The organism is Nitrobacter winogradskyi, assembly GCF_006539545.1.
Taxonomy (GTDB): Bacteria; Pseudomonadota; Alphaproteobacteria; order Rhizobiales; family Xanthobacteraceae; genus Nitrobacter; species Nitrobacter winogradskyi_A.
This window is the reverse complement of sequence record NZ_BJNF01000088.1, coordinates 20,078-39,942: the sequence shown is the minus strand read 5'-3', so window position 1 is coordinate 39,942 and position 19,865 is coordinate 20,078. Positions and strand designations below refer to the sequence as shown.

Annotated in this window: 16 protein-coding genes and 1 pseudogene; 13 read left to right on the top strand and 4 right to left on the bottom strand. The window is 58.6% G+C overall.

Going from position 1 to position 19,865, the window contains the following annotated elements:
* Positions 1–338: 338 nt before the first annotated feature.
* The 4 genes from NWI01_RS15420 to NWI01_RS15405 all read left to right on the top strand — a co-directional run bounded on the left by NWI01_RS15420 (position 339) and on the right by NWI01_RS15405 (position 5,702).
* Positions 339–1,583: an FAD-dependent oxidoreductase gene (locus NWI01_RS15420; RefSeq protein ID WP_141384860.1), complete on the top strand. Its 1,245-nt coding sequence runs from the start codon at positions 339–341 to the stop codon at positions 1,581–1,583.
* A gap of 288 nt (positions 1,584–1,871) precedes the next feature.
* On the top strand, positions 1,872–4,019 hold the full coding sequence (locus tag NWI01_RS15415; RefSeq protein WP_141384859.1) for a TonB-dependent receptor: 2,148 nt from the start codon (positions 1,872–1,874) through the stop codon (positions 4,017–4,019).
* The gene (gene modA / locus NWI01_RS15410; protein WP_141384858.1) at positions 4,016–4,885 is read left to right on the top strand and encodes a molybdate ABC transporter substrate-binding protein; all 870 of its coding nucleotides are present in this window, start codon (positions 4,016–4,018) and stop codon (positions 4,883–4,885) included. Before NWI01_RS15415 ends, modA begins: the two co-directional genes overlap by 4 nt.
* A 253-nt stretch (positions 4,886–5,138) precedes the next feature.
* A complete protein-coding gene (locus tag NWI01_RS15405; protein WP_141384857.1) occupies positions 5,139–5,702 on the top strand; it encodes a DUF2478 domain-containing protein in 564 nt (187 codons plus the stop codon).
* 666 nt (positions 5,703–6,368) lie between these two features.
* Here NWI01_RS15405 and NWI01_RS19755 read toward each other — a convergent pair.
* Positions 6,369–6,595, bottom strand: a pseudogene (locus NWI01_RS19755) (IS5/IS1182 family transposase); the annotation flags it as partial.
* Positions 6,596–6,846: 251 nt separating this feature from the next.
* Between NWI01_RS19755 and NWI01_RS15395 the strand changes: the two are divergent.
* The 4 genes from NWI01_RS15395 to NWI01_RS15380 all read left to right on the top strand — a co-directional run bounded on the left by NWI01_RS15395 (position 6,847) and on the right by NWI01_RS15380 (position 11,895).
* Positions 6,847–7,902: a FecCD family ABC transporter permease gene (locus tag NWI01_RS15395; protein WP_141384855.1), complete on the top strand. Its 1,056-nt coding sequence runs from the start codon at positions 6,847–6,849 to the stop codon at positions 7,900–7,902.
* Between the two features lie 81 nt (positions 7,903–7,983).
* Positions 7,984–8,139 carry an ATP-binding cassette domain-containing protein gene (locus NWI01_RS20350; protein WP_141384864.1) on the top strand — a complete coding sequence of 52 codons (156 nt, stop codon included), beginning with the start codon at positions 7,984–7,986 and terminating at the stop codon, positions 8,137–8,139.
* A gap of 182 nt (positions 8,140–8,321) precedes the next feature.
* Positions 8,322–10,556 (top strand): TonB-dependent receptor, encoded by a 2,235-nt coding sequence (locus NWI01_RS15385; RefSeq protein WP_141384854.1) that lies wholly within the window; start codon positions 8,322–8,324, stop codon positions 10,554–10,556.
* A gap of 265 nt (positions 10,557–10,821) precedes the next feature.
* Positions 10,822–11,895 carry an ABC transporter substrate-binding protein gene (locus tag NWI01_RS15380; protein WP_141384853.1) on the top strand — a complete coding sequence of 358 codons (1,074 nt, stop codon included), beginning with the start codon at positions 10,822–10,824 and terminating at the stop codon, positions 11,893–11,895.
* 226 nt (positions 11,896–12,121) lie between these two features.
* On the opposite strand, the gene NWI01_RS15375 is transcribed toward NWI01_RS15380, so the two are convergent.
* Positions 12,122–13,825 carry an alpha/beta hydrolase gene (locus NWI01_RS15375; RefSeq protein ID WP_141384852.1) on the bottom strand — a complete coding sequence of 568 codons (1,704 nt, stop codon included), beginning with the start codon at positions 13,823–13,825 and terminating at the stop codon, positions 12,122–12,124.
* A 190-nt stretch (positions 13,826–14,015) separates the two neighbouring features.
* Positions 14,016–14,510, bottom strand: coding sequence for a hypothetical protein (locus NWI01_RS15370; RefSeq protein WP_181410517.1), 495 nt, complete (start codon positions 14,508–14,510; stop codon positions 14,016–14,018).
* Here NWI01_RS15370 and NWI01_RS15365 point away from each other — a divergent pair.
* From NWI01_RS15365 to NWI01_RS15350, 4 genes are all read left to right on the top strand, one after another.
* Positions 14,509–15,543 carry an AI-2E family transporter gene (locus NWI01_RS15365; protein WP_141384850.1) on the top strand — a complete coding sequence of 345 codons (1,035 nt, stop codon included), beginning with the start codon at positions 14,509–14,511 and terminating at the stop codon, positions 15,541–15,543. The genes NWI01_RS15370 and NWI01_RS15365 overlap by 2 nt on opposite strands.
* A 603-nt stretch (positions 15,544–16,146) precedes the next feature.
* Positions 16,147–16,494 (top strand): hypothetical protein, encoded by a 348-nt coding sequence (locus NWI01_RS15360; RefSeq protein WP_181410516.1) that lies wholly within the window; start codon positions 16,147–16,149, stop codon positions 16,492–16,494.
* A 58-nt stretch (positions 16,495–16,552) separates the two neighbouring features.
* Entirely contained in the window at positions 16,553–17,869 is a 1,317-nt protein-coding gene (locus tag NWI01_RS15355; protein ID WP_141384848.1) for an APC family permease, read from the top strand.
* Positions 17,866–18,354, top strand: a complete 489-nt coding sequence (locus tag NWI01_RS15350) for a DoxX family protein (protein ID WP_141384847.1) — start codon at positions 17,866–17,868, stop codon at positions 18,352–18,354. Before NWI01_RS15355 ends, NWI01_RS15350 begins: the two co-directional genes overlap by 4 nt.
* 65 nt (positions 18,355–18,419) lie before the next feature.
* Here NWI01_RS15350 and NWI01_RS20345 read toward each other — a convergent pair whose 3' ends face one another.
* On the bottom strand, positions 18,420–18,551 hold the full coding sequence (locus NWI01_RS20345) for a hypothetical protein (RefSeq protein ID WP_375782185.1): 132 nt from the start codon (positions 18,549–18,551) through the stop codon (positions 18,420–18,422).
* Between the two features lie 228 nt (positions 18,552–18,779).
* Between NWI01_RS20345 and NWI01_RS15340 the strand changes: the two genes are divergently transcribed.
* Positions 18,780–19,829, top strand: coding sequence for a polysaccharide deacetylase family protein (locus tag NWI01_RS15340; protein ID WP_141384846.1), 1,050 nt, complete (start codon positions 18,780–18,782; stop codon positions 19,827–19,829).
* Positions 19,830–19,865 lie beyond the last annotated feature (36 nt).

The following is a 19,865-nucleotide window of genomic DNA, read 5'->3' as shown; positions in this document are numbered from 1 at the left end:
TGACCTAGGATAAAGCCCGTGATAGCGTTTTCGAGCGAAGCGGGTTTTCAGGCACGGCGCGCGGATTGAGATAACGGTTCGCGAAAAGAAGCGGATCAAACCAATCATAAATTTCTGCTTCTGATTCTATCAGAAGCGGAGGGCACTGGGTCAGCTTGGCCTTGGCATCTGAAAAAACGGCAGCTGGCACGTCCCAGTGGGAACAGTTGCCTCAGGCTCAGTGAGCGATCCGACGGGCGATCAGGATGCCTACAGGGATACACTCTGCGACAGAAAATGATCGGTATGGTAGTCTCTCCGGAAACATGCAGCTGAGTTTGCACGGAGATGCCGGAGAAATGACTTATCGAACCTGCTGCATTGTCGGCGCCGGCCCGGCAGGCCTCATGTTGGGTCTTCTGCTTGCGCGCGCGGGCATTGACGTGACCGTGCTGGAGAAGCACGGCGATTTCCTGCGCGACTTTCGCGGCGACACCGTCCATCCTTCCACCCTCGAAGTGATGCATGAACTCGGACTGCTTGAGGGCCTCCTGAAGCTGCCGCACACGCAGGCTCCGAGATTGCACGCCGAGATCGACGGTAAGGACATCACCATTGCTGACTTCTCGCGCCTGCCGACGAAGTGTCGCTTCATCGCGTTCATGCCGCAATGGGATTTTCTCGACTATGTCGCGCGGGAGGCGGCCAAGTTTACGAACTTCAGGCTGATCATGCAGGCGGAGGTGAAAGAGCTTATCGAGGAGAAGGGCCGAATCGTCGGAGTGCGGGCCGTAACAACAGGCGGCGACCTGGACATCAGGACCGGTTTGGTTGTCGGAACCGACGGGCGTAATTCGATCGTGCGGGAGAAGGCGGGCCTGCAGATCGAGCGCTTTGGAAGCCAGCGGGACGTGCTGTGGATGAAGCTCTCGCACATGCCCGACGACCCACCCTACGTCATGGGCCATGGCGGACCGCGGCAGGGATTTGTCATGATCGACCGTGGCGACTATTGGCAATGCGGCTACGTCGTCCGGAAGGGCTCGTTCGATGACGTAAAGGTTACGGGCCTTGATGCATTCCGCGCAGCTGTCGCTTCGATCTCGCCACTGCCGCCGGAACGCATAAGCGAGGTTAGGTCGTGGGATGATGTTCATGTGCTCAGCATCCGCATTGACCGCTTGAAGAGGTGGTGGCGGCCGGGCCTTCTCTGCATTGGTGATGCCGCCCATGCAATGTCGCCGATCGGCGGCTTCGGCGTAAACCTTGCTATTCAGGATGCGGTCGCCACCGCAAATATTCTCGCCGATCCGCTACGCGACGGTGGACTGGCGGACAAGCATTTAGCCGCGGTCGAGGCGCGGCGGTCGTTCCCGACAAAAGCGACGCAGAAAGTGCAGCTGATGATGCAGGGCGCCCGCCGCAAGCGTGAAGCAGCGGATAACGGACGACGGGACGGGCCGCCCTCCTTCATGCGCCGTATCGCCCGATGGCCCATCCTTGCTCATCTGGCGGGCCGCCTCGTAGGACTCGGCTTCAGGACCGAACATGTGCGCGAGCGAGCGCCGCGTGTCACGCGCGCCAGTGAAAGCGCGCCCGCATAACCGTCCATCGCGCCAGGAATACTGTTGCGCAGATCGAGCTTGCGGACCTTTTGTTCACGCGTCCTTAATCCAGGAACGCCGCGCGGACCGCTAGAGTCGTTCACCTCTTCATGGAAACTGAGCTGAGCACGTCGCTAGCTTGCGCTGGATTTACAACCCAGAATTGAGCAATCCAACAATCAGCAGATCGCCATCACAAAATTCGCGCGCTGTACCGTTGCACATCCTATGCAACCCCTTCGTTATATGCATACATATATATCCATGCTTATAGCCTAGGAAGACCAGATGCCGTCGGATCGTTGTCATACGCGTTTCCACTTTCGCACATTACTTTCATTGCCGATCCTGATGGTTCTATATGGAAATGCATGGGCTCAAGACATCACACTCCCGACGATCGATGTGCAGGGTCGCCCAGATAGCAACGCTAATGCCGACATTACTCGCGATTACAAGGTCAATCGCGTCGAGCTCGGACCCTTGGGCAAGCGACCGTTGATCGACACCCCGTTCTCGGTCAACACCGTATCTGAAGGATTTGCTGAGAATCGGCAGATTCAGAGCGTCCGTGAAGCCTTTCGATTCATTCCTTCAGTTCAGGGAGAAAATATTCGTCCGCAGACGCGCGGCCTTCAGGCAAGCGTCGTCCAGAATACCCTCATCGATGGATTGAATATTGCAGCAACGACTGACTATCCGATCGAACAATTTCAACGCATTGACGTGCTGAACGGGCTCGCCGGCGCGTTGTTCGGCCCGGCTCAACCGGGTGGAACCTTCAACTACGTCATGAAGCGTCCGACTGCCGTACCTTTGCACCGTTTAACGGCGGGCTATCTTTCTCAGAGCCAATGGCTAGCGCACGCGGACATCGGCGGATACGCAGACCCGGAGCATCGCTTCGGCTATCGACTGAATCTTCTCGATCAGGATGGCACAAGCTACGTCGACAATGGACGGCTGCGACGACAGCTCGCCAGCTTCGGCGGTGATATCCGCCTGGGCCCCGACACGGTTCTTGAGACAAATGCAAGCATCTATAATTACCTGACGAGAGGGCTTCCAGGAACTTTTGCGGTTGCAAACAACGTCGTTTTTCCCGCCGCCGTCGATCCTACTCGGGTTGGTTACGGTCAACCGTGGGGAGGCGACGACAATAAGACAACGTTTCTGAGTGGCCGCATCAAGCATGATATCAACGAGAACTGGAGATTCTCCGTGGGAGTCTCGCGCAATACAAGCGATCGCGCCTCCACCGTTCCGACAAATACGATCAGGAGCAACGCCGGGAATTTCGTAACGACAGCAGCAACGACGACTTTCAGTCTCGACACCGTCGACAGCAATCAAGCCGCCCTGAATGGCCGCTTTGAGACAGGCCCGATCAAGCACGATCTGTTTCTCGCCACCAACGGATTCCTTTGGAATCGCTACACGCCATTCACCAGAGGAGCGATCACTGTCGGAAACGCGAGCCTCGGCAATCCCCTGGTCTTCAGCGAGCCGAACTTTCCGGATTTCAAGGATCGCTACCGATCCGTATACACCTTCCAGCAATCGGTCACGCTCGGCGACACCGTCGCCCTCAACGATCAATGGTCAGTATTGGTCGCAGTCAGCAACAGCTGGATAAACACCTCCAACTACAATAGCGTTGGCAGCCTCACGGGCGGCTATCATGCCAGCGGATGGAGTCCGCTCGGCGGCATTATGTTCAAACCACGCGAAAACGTAACGACCTATGTCACCTACGCGAACAGCTTGCAGCAAGGTGACAGCGCGCCAGCGGGCACAATCAATCAGGGCGAGGCTCTGGCTCCCTTTCGAAGCAATCAGTATGAACTCGGCGCCAAGTTCGATCTGGGGCGCATCAACCTGAATGCCGCGCTCTATAGAATCGAACGGCCTTATGCCTACACCGGATCGGATAACGTTTTTTCCGTGAAAGGCACGCAGATCAACCGTGGCGTTGAATTGATGGCGTCCGGAGCCATCAATAATGAATGGACGGTGTTCGGCGGAATGACGTTCATTGACCCCCGGCTGTACAATACAGGCTCACCTCAAACCGATGGCCGACGCATTCTGGGCCTTTCGCAATTCGTTATGAACTGTCTGGTCGAATATCATGTTCCTGCTGTTCAAGGGCTGACGTTCACCGCGAACGTCAATTATGGGACGAACCGTCCGACCGACTACGCGAACACGTCCTTTGTCCCCGACTACGCTGTCCTCAATCTCGGTATGCGCTATGCGCAGCTCGTTGCCGGGAAGCCAGTCACATTCAGGTTTGACGTTTTCAACGTCACGGACCTCCACTATTGGGCCAATGTGACACCGGCCGCTCAAAATGGATATAACGCAACAGGTTCAGCTACCGGCATGTTGGGCGCTCCGCGGACTGTTCGTGCTTCGCTACAGGTTGAACTATGAGGACCAGATTCATCGCAATCGCATGTGCGAGTGTTTTCACCCTGGTGGCAATCGGCACATCCCGAGCAGGCGCACAGGAACAGCCGCGGGAACAGATGCTCCCCTTACGGGTGTTTGCAGCTGGAAGCACACGCGGCGTCCTCGCCGCGATCGCAGACGATTATACCAAGGCGACGGGTCAGAGATTTGAACTCACATTCGGCCCGGCCGGTCTGCTTCTGGATAGAATTCGGAAGGAAGGCGGCGCAGATGTGTATGTTTCCGCCAACATGCGGCATCCGCAGCGACTTTTTCAGGAAGGCGCCGGCACCCACCCCGTCATCTTCGCCAGAAATCGACTATGCGTGACCGGCCGCTCAGAGCTTGGCCTCACGCAGGACACTCTGCTCGATAAATTACTCGCCCCATCCATAAAGATCGGCACATCGACGCCCGGCGCAGATCCGGGTGGTGATTACGCGCAAGAATTTTTTGATCGAGCAGAGACCGTTCGCGCCGGAGCGAAAGAAAGGCTCGTCAAGAACGCGCGACAGCTGGTTGGCGGACCAACCAGCCCTAAGTTGCCCGCGGGCGAAACCGCAGTGCATTACTTTTTTTCGCGCCACGAGGCTGATGTCTTCATCGGGTACTGCAGCTCACATACAAAAATCGAGATAAAAACTGAAAAGCCTTCGGATGTGGTGACCACGAGGATCGAAGTGCCTCGACCACTCACGATGCCTATCAACTATGGGCTGACTGTGCTGGTGACGAGCGAGAACAAGGATCGCGGGAAAGCTGCTTATCGCTTCGCGCTTTACCTGATGTCTCCGGAGGCGCAGCGACGCCTTCCAGAATATGGCTTCCTTGCAGGTGGCGGACCTTAGGTCATCTTGTTGAAGAAACGCTCATCGGTTCGGCAATTCTCGTTGTCGGACTCCAACGAATATATTCTACGGAATATGCCGTAATCCACATGCTAGAATCTATAATCATCACGCAAACAGGACAGACCAGTGATAGATGCTGGACTTTGATATATTCGTATGAATACATTGTCATGGTAGTTGGCGAGGCAATTATTTCCCACACACAGAGTGGGAAAGCTTCCGTCAGCCAGCTCAGTTCACGAGGCAAGCAATGACCACCACTCCGGCTATCGCGGTTCTTCAGGGCGCCGCTGGCGTGGATGTGCAGGCGCTTCTTCGCTCTCTTGCCATGAGATGGCGCACGTCAGCGCGCGTTGTCGGCGTGCTTGAGGTCGAGCACGGATTGGCCGGTCGCGCCTGCGGCGCAGGTTACTTGCAAAGCCTATCGGACAATCGCCTCTTCCAGCTTTTTCAAGACCTCGGACCCGGCTCGACCACATGTCATCTCGACAGCGCGGGCCTGGCGCTGGCCTGCGAAGCAGTGTGCCAAGACATTGCAGCGGGCTGCGACCTGGTGGTTCTCAACCGGTTTGCCAAGAGTGAAGCAGACCGCCAGGGTCTTATCGGTGCATTCATGGCTGCGGTTGACGCAGGGGTGCCGATCCTTACGTCGGTGTCGCCGGTGTTTATGGAAGCGTGGACACAGTTCGCCGCCCCACTCTTCCTGATGCTCCCCGCCGAAGCCGACCGGGTTGAAAACTGGTGGGCCTCGGTCCAGGTCGACATCGAGAACGCAGAGTCAAGGCAGACCGCGCAAGTGTCGCCGCGCAGTTAGCACGATTCCCGCGCATTTCGACTGCTATGATTATTATGCCGGGAATGGTTGCAAGCGCGATGCGCTCAACCCGAATCCATTTTCCGAGGCTTATACCCTGCGCAACCCTGCTGGGCTTCTTGAAACCCTAACGGAGCGAAGTTTGGCTGGGCGGCGAACCGCTTGCAGACTTTTCGCGCCGCGCCTTGGCGCAACCTTCGCCGACAGGCGCGTGCCGAACGCGAGGGCCTGATCGAAAACAATCCACGTCTGATTTGAGCGCGCGCGGATCGTTTGACGACAGATGGCTGTACCGGGAGAGTACAGCGAATCTTCACACACATCGCGAACAGAGCGGCGCGTTGCGCGTCGCCGTGTGGAGCTACTGGAAGCTAAATGGCTACAGTCGAGACACAACACAGCCGGAAACAGCGTGTTGTCGTCAAGTAAATCGACATCCACGCATGTGGCTGGAGAATGGATATCAGTGGCACTGCGTGACGATGTCTGAGCAATGAGCGCAAGCAACCCATCAGATAGTATCTGAGACTTTTTACCGCATGCTTTGCTCTATCGAGTATCGTTGATTAGTGCATCTTTACGTTATATTTATACATATATTTCGATGGAATTTACTTAAACGATATGGTCTCAGCCAATCCAGAGTCTGTTATGCACCTGAACGATTTAGACAGCCTGCCCGAGCATGACGCAGGCGAAGGCAACGGTGTGGAAGCCTTCGAGAATTATGTGGAGACGTTCGTAATCCTTGACGAAACGTCTGCACGTTGCGGCTCACGCGAACGAACGCCGGACGATCCAGCGTCTCGGCAAGAGAACGAAGCCGCGCTTGGTCTCGGGCAGGCGCGCAACCGCCAGTGTGATGCCGTGCTGCTGGAAGCGGCGGGCGCAGGATTTGTCGCCGGGATGCCGGCACCGATGACCACGAGGCCGTTGGTCACGGAGCATCCCGATCGCCATCTGGCCTCCCGGCACCGCTGCATCGGGAAATTGCGCGGTCGCACTGGTACCACGGCTAAGCGCGCTGGACGCCTGGTTCGGCAATGCCGAACCGCGCGGGCGGGGAAGAGACACCGCAGCTCGCTCCTCCGCGGGCTCTGGCACGCGCCTGCCGCGTACGCGAGGCGGATTACGGGATTGATGAGTGGCTGAGATCGTGTCCGCATCGGCGACGATCGCTCCCGCCCGGGTGCCCGCGCGCGTACGCTGGCTCATCGCACCCCTGCTGGCGCTAGTGGCCGCGCTGACCGCACTTTCGTTCGGCCGCTATCCACTGTCGACCTGGGAAACAATGCACCTCCTCGTGGCGACCACGGGGCTCGCCTCGATGGAGCCGGAACGTTACGCCCTGCTCTACAACCTGATCATCGAGATTCGCCTGCCACGCGTGCTGGCGGCGATCCTCATCGGCGCCGCGCTGTCGGTCTCCGGCGCGGCCTACCAGGCGCTCTTCCGCAACCCGCTGGTGTCGCCGGGAATCCTGGGCGTGCTGGCCGGCGCCTCGGCGGGAGCGGCGCTGGGCATTCTCCTGGACGGCAACTGGCTGCTCATTCAGACGGGCGCGTTCGTCACGGGACTTGCCGCGGTCGGCATCGGGGTCGGCATCGCCCATCTGTTCGGCGGCGGCTCGGTCATCATGCTGATCCTCGGCGGCATCCTCAGCGGAGCGCTGTTCGCCTCGCTGCTCACGGTGGTGAAATACGTCGCCGATCCCTACAGCCAGTTGCCGACCATCGTCTATTGGCTGATGGGCAGCCTGGGGCACGCGAATGTCAACGACACGAGCTGGGCCGCCGTCCCCATAGCGGCCGGCATCTTGTTGCTCTGCCTGATGGGCCGGGCGCTGGATGCGCTTTCCATGGGCGACGACGAAGCGCGGGCATTGGGCGTGCCGGTGACGACAGTGCGCCTCGCAACCATCGCCGCCTCGACGTTGATCTCGGCCATGACGGTTTCCATCGCCGGCATGATCGGCTGGATCGGACTCATCGTGCCGCATTTCGCGCGGCTGCTGGTGGGGCCGGGCAATGCGCGCCTGCTGCCGGCGGCGGCGAGCCTGGGCGCCGCCTTCCTGCTGTTCGCCGACGGGCTGGCGCGCAACCTGTTCACGGCCGAACTGCCCATCGGCATCGTCACCGAACTCCTCGGCATCCCGGTCTTCCTCATCGTTCTCCACCGCGTACGCAGGGGGTGGACGTGAACCCTGTCGCCCAGAACAATTGTTCTGCCTACGGCAACCGGCCCGTGCTGCCGGGGCCCAACCTGACTCTTTCCGTCGGCGATCTGGCCTTGCCTGCTGGGCACCGACGGCGCCGGCAAGAGCACCCTGCTCAAGGTCATGCGGAGCCTGCAGTGGCCCGGACGGGGCACGGTGATGGCCGGCAGCGAACCGCTTGCGCGCGGGGGCCACCGGCAACCAGCGCAGCTTACCGCCTAGGTGCGCGAGGTGGCGCTGATGGGGCGCGCTCCCGGCCACGGGCATCCTCAAAGTGCGGCGCCGCTGGAAGCGATCCACCGCCTCTACGTCCCTCGTGTGGATCTGCTGCCACCGCCGATGGCCGCAACATCAACTCCGCTCCTCAGACAGCAATTGATTTCCAACCTAGTGGCAAGGGAAGAATGAATTTGAAACATCGCTTATTACTTGTAACGACAACATTCCTGTTACCGCCCGCGATCGCTCTGGCACAGAATAACGACGTCACGGTGTTGCCCGAAGTAACGGTGAATTCCGGCGCCACCACCCCGCAGCAGCGAGGGACCACCACCAGCGCCTTCACCCCACGGCAACGGGGAACCTCCACCAGCACCTTCGTCATCGACGAGCAAACCATCCGGAGTTCATCCGCCAACAATCTGAGCGAGCTCCTGATCGAACAGGGCTTCCCGGTAGAAGCCACGCCGAATGACCACGGCGAGAACACACTTGTGATCCGCGGTTTCCACACCGAGCACCTGATGACGGAAGCCAACGGCAAGGTGCTCATCCTCATCGACGGAAGACGCTCCGGCGTGGCCAGCGTCCGGCAGATCGCCCTGCGAAACGTCGAGCGGATCGAGGTTCTGCGGGGCGCGGAGATGTTCAAGTACGGTCTGGGTTCCCCCGGCGGCATCATCAACGTCATCACGAAGCGGGGTGGCCCAAACTCCTTCAGCGGGTCCATGCGCGCGGGCTATGGCAGCTATGACGCCTACCGGACCGGTGTGGATGTCGGCGGCCAGGAGAACAATTTCGACTACACCATAGGTTACGAGTACTCAACCATCCGCAGCGATTACACGGACGGCGATGGCAACCGGGTCCATAACACCAGGACCGACGGCACCAATCGTTTCAATTTCAACTTCGGCTATACGATCGACGGCCTGCACCGCATCGGGATCGACGGCTACCACTACGGCGTGGATAAGGCTCACCGGCCATCCTACATCGACGAGGAAGGAGTACTGCGGGGCAATAACTATACGGACAGGAAAACCCAGCTCCTCCATCTGAACTATGAAGGCGCCAGCGAGGACGGCCGCTTCTCATGGCGGGCGAATGTGGGCAAGGGCCGGGACCTCTACGAGACCTGGCAGGCCACCAATGCGATGATGCACCAATATCCGAAGGGGCAGGACGTTACATCGGACCGGGCCCAGGGCAGCCTGACCTACACGTCCGACCTCTTCGACCTCACCGGCGGCATGGACTACATCCACTACTTTGTCCAGAATTCGTCCACCGCCAGAGGCAACGCCCTGGCGAACCCCTGCACCCACGCCCTCGCCGATCCCGTGTGGTGCGGGAAGGGCTTCCCCATGCACCCCACCAGCACAACCACCCTGATGGGCTCCTATCTGGTGGGTATGCTCAAGCTCTGGGACGGGGCGGTGAACCTTTCCGGCGGCGTGCGATACGAGCATGCGAGCGCAAGGGATCTGTCGGTCGGCGACGAGCACTATGACAGGACTCCCGGCCTTAGAAACTATTTCGGAGGGCTCCCCCGGGAAGCTTTTCCCACCAGCCGAAGCTTCGACCATATCGCACCCACTTTCGGCGCGACCTGGCTGCCGATGGACTGGCTCAAATTGCGGGCCAATTACACCCAGGGCTGGCGCGCGCCGTCGGGGCGGCAGCTTTTCGCCAGCAGCTTCTACGAGGATTACGGCGCACCGGGCGATCCCCGTCTCAGGCCCGAATTCACCGATGCCTATGAAGTCGGCTTCGACATGGCCCGTGGCGACTGGAGGCTTTCCAGCACGTACTTTTACTACAAGGTGAAGGACAACATCTTCATCTATCCGGGTTACCTGTCCGACGGAAGAAACTCGGGCGCGCGAATGCTCTTGAATGTCGACAAGCGCATCCAGGAAGGCGTGGAAGTTCAGGTCAGCGCCAACGTAGCCGGTCTCTTGGGACGACGAGACATGGAAGTGCGGCCGTATGCCAACCTCACCCACATGATCAGGAAGGATGAGGTAATCTTCGAAGGCGCGCCGGGGCCGGCGGGGACATGGTGGCCCATCACCCGGATGCCGGACACCGTCATGAACTACGGCATCCGCTTCAACTATCCGGCCTGGCAATTCTCCGGAAACCTGAATTTCAACTACTACGGCTTGCAGTATGGCGGCAGGGCCGACGTGGGATTGGGTCCCATTCCCGGTTTCGGACGCTTCACCGTGGCCAATCTGAGCCTGCGCAAGCGGCTTTTGGGGGACATGAATACGAACAACCTGGATCTGAAACTGGACGCCAACAACCTCTTCAACACCACCTATTCCTATCTGGGCCCCGTGGGTACGGGCCCAAACGATTCCTACGCTTTTCCCGGGCGTAACTTCTTTGCTACCTTGATCTACAACTTCTAGGGCATGATCCCGAAAAGTGGAAACCGGTTTTCCGATAAGATCATGCTCAAACAGAAACAAGCGACGAGTCTGGTTCAACGCAGTTGAAACAGACTCGTGAGTCTCTCACCACTTCACGGAAACAGTGAAAGACTCCAGCTTTTTAGTTTGACGCGTTCTCTCCACGCGAACCGGATTCCGCTTCACTCGAAAACGCTAAAGCGACAAGCCGCTCCGAGAGCATCTCCTCCGGAGCGGCGCATTTTTAGCAACGTGCGAGGACTCGATGACGAAAGGACGCGAGAATCATCTCCGGAAACTGGCGATGGCGCTTTGCATGTGGGGCGCCTGCTGGGGAGCGGCGACGGCGGCCGAATCCACCACCTGCGACGTGCACGACTCGCACACGAAATCCGTCGTCGACATGGCCGGACGGACCGTCATCCTGCCGAGAGACGTGAACCGCATCGCCACCGTGGGTTCGGTTCCTGTCCTCAACGGCTACCTCTTCGCCCTCGGCGCGGGCAAGAAAATCGTGAACTCCCTGCCTCCGCGGTTCACGCAATCGGACCGGTGGCGGCTGCAAACCGCCATCGCTCCCTATCTGGCCGACCGGCCGGTGCTACAGGGACAGGCTAACAGCGAGGTCAGCCTCGAAACCCTCGTCAGGCTTTCCCCGGACGTGGTGCTCACCATGAACCTGCTCGGGATCAGGGCGCTGGAGACCGCGAAGATTCCTGTCGTATACCTCGAATGGAGAGATGCGTCCGACATCCGGAAGAACATGGAGATTCTCGGCTGCGTGGTGGACCGCGCGCCCAGGAGCGAAGACTATCTCCGCTACTTCGATGCCACGATGGATCGCGTTCGCCGGACCCTGGAGGGCGTTGCGAAGGACTCGCGACCCAAGGCGCTCTACTTCAACCCGAACACGATGACGACCCCCCTGCTCATCGCCAACTGGTGGATCGAAGAAGCGGGCGGAGTGAGCGTCACCGCCGCAATGGCAAAGGGTGGCAATGCGCGATATTCCCATGAACAGGTATTGGCTTGGAATCCGGACATTCTCATCGTCAACACGCCGGAGCAGGTGGCGGTAGTCTATCAGGACGAGAGGTTTTCGAAGCTCAACGCCGTCCGCAACGGGAAAGTCTATGCCACGCCGATCGGCGCCCATTCGTGGGGCCAAAGAACCATCGAGCAGCCATTGACCGTATTGTGGACCGCGAAGCTCTTCCATCCCAAGCTGTTCGAACAGTTCGACATGGAAAACGAGGTGCGCACCTTTTACCGGCGCTTCTTCGAGTACGAACCGTCAGATGAGGATATCCGATCGATTCTGAAGGGCGGTACCAGGTAACGCGCGTCCAAGACCCATTAATTATCCTGCGGAGAGAACGTTTGGATCGATTCATTGGCGTTTCTGTGAGGCGCTGCGATGTCCGATTGCTTTTGCCCGCAACGGCACGGCCGTCATCGCAATCCTGCACGATCTCAACCGCGCCAACCGCTTCGCCAGCCGTATCATTGAATGCCATCTGATGGCAGCGATACCGCGGCACGCATGCATCGGCGGCTCGACGGCGTCATCCACCGCGATCTTCATACGCGGGCGCCAGGTCGGTATCAGGCTTTCGAGCCTCGCTCGCCAGATATTTCTTTAACCGCGCGAGTTGATCTTGCGTCCAGCCCGGCGGATCAGTCAGCGTTACCCATGCGTCCGTATAGTGTTCAGGCGCGAACACGTGGCCGAATCCCATCGGAGCGTTGTTGGCGAAACCCATGTCGATCGCGACCTGAAGCATCGTTACGATCGGAAACCAGCGCAGGCTCGGCGAGACATCGGGGCCGCGAGGATCCGCAAGCCAAGCCGGTGGATGATAAGCGATCCGAAGATCGAAGAAGGTGATCGGATCGCTGGCATACTGAAGGTAGACAATTCGCAGCGGCTCCCACGGCGTGTCTTTTGGAAGCGTTGCTCCCCCCTGGTTCATGAATCGAACCAACTGGCCGTTACCGAACGTCGGCAGCCACGCCGGTGAGCCTTCATTGCGACCCTCCGTGAATGAACGCCAAAGCCGACTGCCGAATGGAGAGCCGGACCAGAGAGCTCCATTGATCGGATCCGAGAGGATTTCAAAGAACTCAACGGATTTCTCCGAGTTCAGCGCTCCCAGGCTCAATCCATGCAGATACAGTTTCGGGCGCTTGTCTCTCGGCAACGAGGTCCAGTATCTGTAGATCTCCAGAAAGAGTGCGCGCGCCGCTTCCGCTCCGAGATCAGGCTGGACGAGGAGCGAGAGTGGACTGTTGAGATAAGAGTACTGCACGGCGACACTGGCGACGTCGCCATGATGCAGAAATTCGACGCTGTCGATCGCCGACGGATCAACCCAACCGGTCCCGGTCGGGGTGATGACGACCAGATTAGCCCGATCGAAGCCGCCTTGCCGTTGCAATTCCTTGAGCGCGAGTTCGGCGCGCTTCTTCGCCGTGTCGGCGCCGCGCAGGCCAACATAAACGCGAACAGGCGCCAGCGCCGGCCGACCGGTGAAGGCACGGATCTCTTCGGCGCTTGGCCCTGACGCCACATAGCGGCGACCAGTGCGGCCGAGCTCTTCCCACCCAATGAGCGAGTGCGTACCCCCGGTTTTCTCAGGATCGGCCGGCCTCGGCTGCTCGGGTTCGAAAAGCCTGTCCAATTCGGCAAACGACGAATCCAGCACGTTAAGGGCGGTTCGCACGATAAAGTTGCTGGCGACCGACCAGACCAGAAGTGCGGTGACAACCACCGCAATGACATTCGAGACCCGTCGCGGCACCAGCCTGGACATCCGCGAGGCGACGACGGTTGTCAGGGCCCGTAGCAGTCGAGCGATCACGAACAGAAAAGTGGCAGTAAGGACAGCGACGACGCATAGCATCAACAGCCATGTGCCTTCGCTGGGCCTCATCGCCATCACAGCGCGTATTGAGTTCTGCCAGTTTGTCGCCTGTGTAAGCGCTGCCAAAGCAATGAAAACAGATCCGGCTAGCGCCAGCGCATTAAGTGGCAGCCGCACGCGGTCGTTAAGCCGGGGAAACTCCAGATAAAACCACAGCCAACTGAAAAAAGAGCCGAGTGCATATCCGATCGCGAAAACTCCGCCAGAGAGCGCTCCCTGAATCAATTCGTCCCGTGGTATCAGCGACGGCGTGAGCGAAGCTGCAAAGAAAACAGCTCCCAGGAGAATTCGGCCGCCGTTCAACGCGGCCGTCGCCTTTCCAAGATTTGCAGTTACACTGGACATTGCCTATCACGTATTTTGAAGGTGCGGTCAGTTGAACTCTCTACTACACTCCGCTGGCTGGATTATCCATCGTCGCCGGCGTCATGGCCAGACCAGTTGCGCAAGCTGGTGTGTTCTGCGTCTTATATCGGAAAGATCGTCGCGGAAGAGGCAAGGCACCTGCCCTGCTCGCCACCTTCGATCATGCGCATCAGGCGGCTGACGCGCTGCCGATCCAAAGAAAGATTGAGACGATGATTTGTGGATAATGATTTGTGGATAATGGTGCAATCGCTCCAAACCCAGCGATCATGCAGAAAGTTTCGCTCGCTTCGGAAATCTTCAGCCTGTCTTTCGTCAGATCCCGCAACCGGTCTTTCGGTAGAATCGTTCGGTTGGGATAAAAATGTATTCGATCACGAGGTCCATCTCGCGTTGGCAGATAATGTTGCCCGAATATATCGTCCTTCGCCAGATGGTAGTCTGATCTACCTGGCTGAAATTCCTGTTCCAATTCTCCCCAAATCGTACAAACTGCAGGGCGCATCTCTTGAATATCCCACCGTTCAGCTACACTCGTCCAGTTCGAGTCAGAAGCGAAGTGGCGGCTTGAGAAACGATACTCGACACAACTCTGGCGACGAACCCACGGACCGCTCCATCGTATCGCCTGAACAGCGAACGGCCGTCTTTCGGATGAAAACATGACTGGTCAGAAGGTTCACAGCGGCGCACAGGTTCTGGTTGCAATTGTCGCTGTCCTTACTGCGCTGTCGGTGGCGAGATCGGTGTTGGCGCCCGTCGCCTTCGGACTTTTCATTATCGCCCTTGTCTGGCCGCTGCAGAAGATCTTGCAGACTGTTCTGCCTCGGCTTGGCGCACTCGCCATCAGTGTTTTTGTGATGGGCGTTGGTTTTCTGGCGTTCGGATCGATGATCGGCTGGGCTTTCAGTCGGGTCGGCCGTTGGATCGTGAGTGATGCCGCGCGTTTTCAGGCATTTTACGATCACATCATAGTCTGGCTCGAAGGACATGGCGTGGCGGCGGCCGGCGTCTGGTCGGATACGTTTAATGTAAGCTGGATATTGCGATTTGCTCAAACGATCACGGGACGCATCAATAGTACGGTCAGCTTCTGGCTGGTCGTGTTGGTTTACGTGACGCTGGGCCTGCTCGAGGTGAACGATTTCGAGAAGAAACTGCGCAATATGCGAAATCGCGACGTCGGAAATCTGCTATTGCAGGGGAGCCTGGCGACCGCGCGCAAGATTCGCCGCTACATGATCGTCAGAACGTGGATGAGCGTTGTCACCGGTCTTCTGGTGTGGGGATTCGCAAAGGCGGTGGGTCTGCAACTTGCCGAGGAGTGGGGGCTGATAGCTTTCTCGTTGAACTACATCCCTTTTCTCGGCCCTCTTGTCGCAACTCTGTTTCCAACGATGTTTGCCATGACGCAGTTCTCGTCCTGGCAGGCGGTGGTGGCGGTCTTCATCTGTCTCAATCTCATCCAATTTATCGTCGGTAGCTACATCGAGCCGCGCATCGCGGGTAACTCGCTTTCGATCTCTCCGGCGATGGTGCTGTTCTCGGTATTTTTCTGGAGCTACATGTGGGGCATATTCGGCGCTTTCATCGGTGTGCCGATTACGATCGCTCTTCTCACCTTCTGCGAACTGCATCCCTCGAGCCGCTGGCTCGCGGAGCTACTCGGCTCGCCGGAAGTCAGCGAGTCTGGGTAAGGCGGTCGAAAGATCAAAGCTCATGTTCTTTGCTCGAACTCGATAGGGCCCAAATAGGTGAGCCTTGAAAGGCGATCGGCGATTGGCCCGCGTACGGAAATCGAGAGATCGGCCGCCACAGGGCGAGGAACTTGCCCGACGCGGAGATCGCGATGCTCATATCAGAAACGCCGACGCTCGCAACGCGATCCTCACGGGTCCCGGAGGGAGAGGGCAGCGGGTCTTCCTCATCCTGCCCAATTCAAAGTAGTGTCGTACCCCGTCGCACCGTGTTTGAGAGCCAGACTGTTACTATCAATGATGTCGCACGGCGCCGTCTTTAAACTTAGCCTGCTGTGTATGGAGCCGACCTGTTCTATCTTGCTCGATGGGTTGAAGTCTGATTGATGAGTGCCACGCAAAATAGAGATCGTTTTTAGAGCTATACTAATTGCAGCTTCTCTATCTGGATCTGTTCTGGCTGATATTTCTCTACGAGAGAGACGGACACTTTCCGCAATTCCGGGTATTCGTGAATGCCACGTTCTACGCAGTGCCGAAGGCTGATCGGCGCATGCTCCTATCCGGAATATATGATTGTATACAACACAGCCAACCGTCCTTATGGGTGTGCTGCCGATCATATCATTCCTGCTCGCCCACAAACTCGTCACCGAGCAGCCGTCGAGGAAAATGCAGATGCTTCAGATGGATTTCTCGACACACGACGGCTCCGCCGATTTGATCAGTCGATACGAGAAGTGGGCGACGGGTTCGGGCGCGTCCACGCTGCGCTGGAACGCGGACTTGCACCTTTCTCACTGCGAGAAGTCGTCTGCACTGCGATCGAAATGGCATCGACCAGCGAATACCGAAGAAATGCGCTTGGAGCCCGTTTGGGGTGTTGTCGATACCAATCTGAAATCAGGCGTGCTTGAGGCTTTTACCAAGCGAACCAAATTCCCTTCATGAAAGATCAGCTTGTAATCGTTGTAATCGATCTTGCCCGGCCTGCGGACGACGTTCGACAGTGACCGATGAAAATCCCCAGCGGCTGCGGCGCGATCTTGGCGTCGGCGATGCGACCATGCTGGGCCTTGGCTCGATGGTGGGGACAGGCGTGTTCGTCAGCATCGGTATCGCAGCGGGCGCGGCCGGCCCCGCGACCATCCTCGCGATCCTGCTTGCTGCACTTGTTGCGACCTGCAACGCGCTGTCGAGTGCGCAGCTTGCCGCTGCCCACCCGGTAAGCGGCGGCACTTATGAATATGGCTACCGCTATCTGACGCCCTCGCTCGGGTTCACGGCCGGCTGGATGTTCCTGTGTGCCAAGACGGCGTCAGCAGCAACCGCGGCGCTGGGATTTTCTGGCTATCTTCTTCGCTTCGTCGGCGGCGGAGAATCCGCGATGCCGTGGGTCGCGTTCGGCGCGGTGGTGCTGTTCACGCTGCTCGTACTCGCAGGGCTCAAGCGATCGAGCGTGATAAACATTGCTATCGTGTCGGTTACGCTGCTGGCGCTCAGCGCACTCGTCGCGTTCGGTCTGCCCAGCGTCCTACGCTCGGCAGGCAATTTCTCGCCCTTCATCCCGGCCAAAGACGGGCCGTCGCTACAAGGCTTCTTCTATGCGACCGCGCTGATGTTCGTCGCCTATACCGGCTATGGGCGCATTGCGACGCTTGGCGAGGAGGTGAAGGAGCCGCGCACATCCATCCCGCATGCGATCATCGTCACACTGGCGGTGACAGCAGTGCTTTACATTCTCGTCGCGGTCACGGCGATCGGCACGATCGGGGCAGATCGCTTCGCTGGATCGGTGTTCGAGCGTGCCACGCCGCTCGAATCCGTCGCTCGTGCGCTCGATGTGGTGTTTCTGCCGCCATTGATTGCAATCGGTGCGGTGATGGCGATGCTGGGCGTACTTCTGAACCTCATTATCGGCCTGTCACGCGTTGTGCTCGCCATGGGTCGGCAAGGCGATGCGCCGCCAGTGTTCGCGCGCCTGTCGGGCGACGGCCGCGCTCCGACCGGTGCCGTGATCCTGGTCGGCATCGCGGTTGGCGGCCTCGCCCTGATCGGCAGCGTCGAGACGACCTGGGCCTTCAGCGCGTTCACCGTCCTTACCTATTATGCGATCACCAATCTCGCGGCGCTGAGGCTTCCGCCTGAGGACCGGCTTTATCCGCGCTGGGTCGCGATCATCGGGCTGATCGCGTGCCTGTTTCTCGCCTTCTGGGTGCCGGTCACGATCTGGGCTGCGGGACTTGGCCTCATTCTCATCGGACTGGCTTGGAAGACTCTGACGCCGCGCCTTTGGGCAACAACGAATAGGAGTACGCTTTCATGAATCAGTCCTGGTGGTTTTCTCCCGGCGAAACAACCTGGGCCATCTCCGTCCGCCTCTCGCTCGCCGGTGTGTTCATTCCTGAAGGCCTGCAGAAGCTGACGCATGCCGACATTCTCGGTGCTGGCCGGTTCGCCAAGATCGGCATTCCCTGGCCGGAGCTCTTTGGGCCGTTTGTTGGCGTGATTGAAATGCTTGCGGGGATCATGTTTCTGATCGGCTATGCTTCGCGCGCGGCGGCCGTGCCGATCATCGTCATCATGATCGTGGCGATCATCTCCACGAAAATCCCAATCCTGTTAGGCCGCAGCTGGTGGATATTCAGTCTCCGCGACCTCAATCGCTATGGTTTCTTGAGCTTCACTCACGAGACTCGCACCGACTGGGCGATGCTGATGAGCGCAATCTTCATGTTGCTGTCCGGATCAGGTCGCTGGTCGCTCGATGCGCGCGCTTGGCGACCGAAGTTCAGCCAGCAGAATGCATGAGCTGACGGCGAATGAGGAGAGATGACAACGAGTTTTGCACGGAGCAACCTCGACTTATCGATTAGTCACAAGTCACTCAAATCATCCGGCACTTCGCCAAACGACCGCAACACAACCGCGTCCGCAAACTCACCGCTGCCCGGATCGCCTGTACGGCTAAATGCCACCGCACCGACATTCCCCTCAATCCGCGCCATTCGCTCAGCACTTCGTATCGCCGCATTCGCGCTTGTGCATTCGACTGCTTCGCGAGGCTCAGGTCCATCGTCGCCTTTGCCGAAGAGCAGCACAGACCGCATACGATCACCAGTACCGAAGTAAATAAATCTGACGCCAGTTCGTACATACGCTCGATTAACTATTTCACTGGATGGTGGCGCGGACATCCTTAATTGAGCAATCCTGCCTTGTGCAGCGGAGTCAGCATGCGTCGGTTTCCTGTTCTGATCGTCGCGGCTGTGGCCGTGGCAAGCGGCAGCGTCTTCGCGGTCGCGGTAAAACATTTTCTCGGTTCAACCGCCGTCGAGACGACCCCCACTGCGAAGCCAGAACTAATCACCGGCTCAATTGATGCGCGTTGGCCCAAACCGGGCGCGGAACGCCATACTGCAATCGCAGAAGTTGCACCGGAAGTCGCCGTGCTGGAAGCCGAAGCAGCGCCGGAGCCTAAGAAGCGAGTAGTCGTCGCCAAACCCGCCTGCAACAACCCGAATGCATTAGGCGTGTCGCGCACGGTGCAGATCGACACAATGGGCGGGCCTGGCTTTGGTACGTCGCAGTATCGCGATTACGACTTCCTACAACCCGGCGAGGTAGTGTTGACTTTCGATGACGGTCCCTGGCCGGTGACGACACCGACGGTGCTGGCAGCCTTGAAGGCTGAGTGCTTGCGGGCGACCTTCTTCTCGATCGGCAAGCACGCCACCTGGCACCCTGAAGTGCTGAAACAAGTGATCGCAGCGGGCCACACGGTGGGCTCGCACACCTGGTCGCACCAAAATCTTGCTCATAAATCGCCGCAAGAAGCACAGGATGAAATTGAGAAAGGTATGAGCGCTGTGGCGATGATGGCCGGTACGCCGATCGCGCCCTTCTTCCGCTATCCGCAATTGCGGCAAACCGGCAATCTCAAGGCATACCTTGCTCAGCGCAATGTCGCGGCATTCTCGATTGATATCGACTCGGAAGACTTCAAAATCAAGAAGCCTGACGTGTTGGTGAGTTTGACGATGGCCAAGCTCAAAAAGAAGGGCAAGGGCATTATCTTAATGCATGATCTGCATAAGTGGACCGCCCTTGCCATGCCGGAACTGCTGGCCCAGCTCAAGGCGAATGGCTACAAGGTCGTCCACGTCCGCGCCAAAGACACGCTTGATACTCTGCCGGAATACGACGCGATGGTCGCAGCTGCGGTGCAGCCGGCCAAATCAAGAAAGGCGCGCGCGATTTCCGCAGTGATGCAAACCGTCGACTGAAAGCGACGGCTGGCATCCGCGTAACTCCGTGCTCGC